3 protein-coding genes are annotated in these 2,127 nt (G+C 64.2%); all 3 read left to right on the top strand.

Annotation, left to right across the window (positions count from 1 at the left end):
* A partial coding sequence (locus ACMZ6R_RS20395) for a glycosyltransferase family 4 protein (protein ID WP_416114791.1) occupies positions 1–1,181 on the top strand: 1,181 nt, incomplete at its 5' end.
* A gap of 31 nt (positions 1,182–1,212) precedes the next feature.
* Positions 1,213–1,479, top strand: a complete 267-nt coding sequence (locus ACMZ6R_RS20390) for a hypothetical protein (RefSeq protein ID WP_416114790.1) — start codon at positions 1,213–1,215, stop codon at positions 1,477–1,479.
* Positions 1,476–1,802, top strand: a complete 327-nt coding sequence (locus ACMZ6R_RS20385; protein WP_416114789.1) for a hypothetical protein — start codon at positions 1,476–1,478, stop codon at positions 1,800–1,802. Before ACMZ6R_RS20390 ends, ACMZ6R_RS20385 begins: the two co-directional genes overlap by 4 nt.
* The last annotated feature ends 325 nt before the right edge of the window (positions 1,803–2,127 follow it).

Here is a 2,127-nt window from a genome sequence, read left to right as displayed (position 1 = left end):
GGCCCGGGGGAGGGAACCCCTTTTTGCAAAAAGGGGTTCCCTCCCCCGGTTCCTCCACACACCGCATGAAAAAGCTACGCGTCATCGTCAACGCCGTGCCGTTGGCCACGGTGAATACGGGCATTGGCCGCTATTTGCGCTGTTTGTACGGGGCGTTGGAGCGGGGCTATGGCGACCGGCTGGAGATTGGCTATTTTGACGGCAAGCGGGTGGGGCGGGAGCCGCCGAAGCCGCCGGAGAATCTGGCCGCCCGGTCGCGGCTGACCGATCTGCTTTGGAAGCTGCCGCCGACGGTGGCTTTGGGGGTGCGTCTGGCCCGGCATTATCAGCGGGAATGGGCGTTTTGGCGGGCGGCCCGGGGCTATGACGTCTACCATGAGGCGGCCTTTTTTCCGTTTCGGGTTCCGAGGGGCGTCAGGACGGTTTTCACCGTGCATGACCTGTCGCTGCTGACCTTTCCCGAGCATCATCCGGCCGAGCGGGTGCGCTATTTCCGGATGTTTTTTTCCCGCAGGCTGGCCTGGGTTTCGCGGTTTCTGGCCGTGTCGGGCTTCACCCGGGACGAGATGGTCCGGGTGCTCGGGATCGACCGGGCCCGCATACGGGTGACCTGGAACGCCCACGAGCCGGAGGTCTTTCATCCGCTGGAGGCGCCCTTGCCCCCGGCGGTGCCGGAGCGGTACTTTTTGTTCGTGGGCACCTATGACCCGCGCAAGAACATGCATGTGATCCCCCGGGCGTTGGCCCGGTCGGGGCTGGACGTGCCCCTGGTCACGGCCGGCTGGACGGGCTGGTCCCGGGAACGGCTGGAAGGCGTCCCGCCCATCGAACTCGGCTACACCGACGACGCGACCCTGGCCGCGCTGTACACCAAGGCGTTGGCCCTGGTGTATCCCAGCATCTACGAGGGGTTCGGCCTGCCGGTGCTGGAAGCCATGGCCTGCGGCTGTCCGGTCGTGACCTCGAAGCTTTCGAGCCTGCCCGAGGTGGCGGGGGAGGCCGGGATTTATCTCGACGATCCGTCCGACGCCGAGGGCATGGCCCGGGTTTTGGCCCGGGTGGCCGGCGACGCGGCCCTGCGGCGGGAGAAGGGGGCGCTTGGGCTTGCGCGGTCCCGGGAATTTTCCTGGGACGAGACGGCCCGGCGCACGTTCGAGGAGTTTGAAAAGAGCCTGCGCTAAGTGGGCCTTGAAGTTTATTATTGGAGGAAAAATGAAAGATACGTTGGGGTTGTATTATTATCCCAATCCGGCGGAAAAGCGGGTGCGCATGTATGTGCGTCACCGGTACGGCCAGGTGGAGTTTCGGCTGTGGAACAGCGAGCATCCCGAAATCTGGGAGGGGCACGACTGGATTCCCTATGAAGCCATTGCCCAGGCGGCGGCGGAGTACAAGAAGCGCAAAGCCGGGGCCGATCCCCTGGAAATGTACGATTTGGGCGTGGCCGAGCGGCTCATTGCCGACGAGGGCGGCGCATGAAGCCGGCCTTTCGTGTGTATGGCGAGGTCCGGGGCCTTTCCCCGGCGGCCTGGGCGGCGCTCGCGCCCGAATGCCCGCTGGAATCGGCCCAGTACCAGGACGGGCGGCTGGCCTTCGAGCACGAGGCCGGCTGGGTGGATGCCGAAGGATTCCTGGAGGAGCTGGCCCGGGCCTTGTCCCCGGACGGGGCGGGCCATGCCGATATCATCGACAATGACGCCTGGACCATCACGCGCTTCACGTTGACGCCTGGAAAGGCCATGTCGCAACAGTTTGGAATCGATGATGTTTTGGAAAATACCAAGGGCGAGGGGAATTTGTAGTTGACGACCCATGCCCCGGCGCGTAGAAGCCTTCCTCCGCCCTGGGGAACCGGGGCGTTTTTTTCGGAAAGCGAGCTTTCCGGGGAAAGTTGAAAAAAGGTGTTGACGGTTCCGGCAACGGGACGTAGAAGCACTCCCCCACGTCACGGAAAACCGGGACGCGGGCCGGGAAGCAAACGGTTTCCCGGGAGTTGAAAGAAAGGTGTTGACGGTCCCGATGATGGGACGTAGAAGCACCCTCCCACGTCACGGGCAACCGGGACGCGGGCCGGGGAACGAACGGTTCTCCAGGAAGTTGAAAAAAAGTGTTGACGGCCCCGGCGAC

Source organism: Solidesulfovibrio sp. C21 (assembly GCF_047785625.1).
Taxonomy (GTDB): Bacteria; Desulfobacterota; Desulfovibrionia; order Desulfovibrionales; family Desulfovibrionaceae; genus Solidesulfovibrio.
This window is presented reverse-complemented; position numbering and strand designations above follow the sequence as displayed.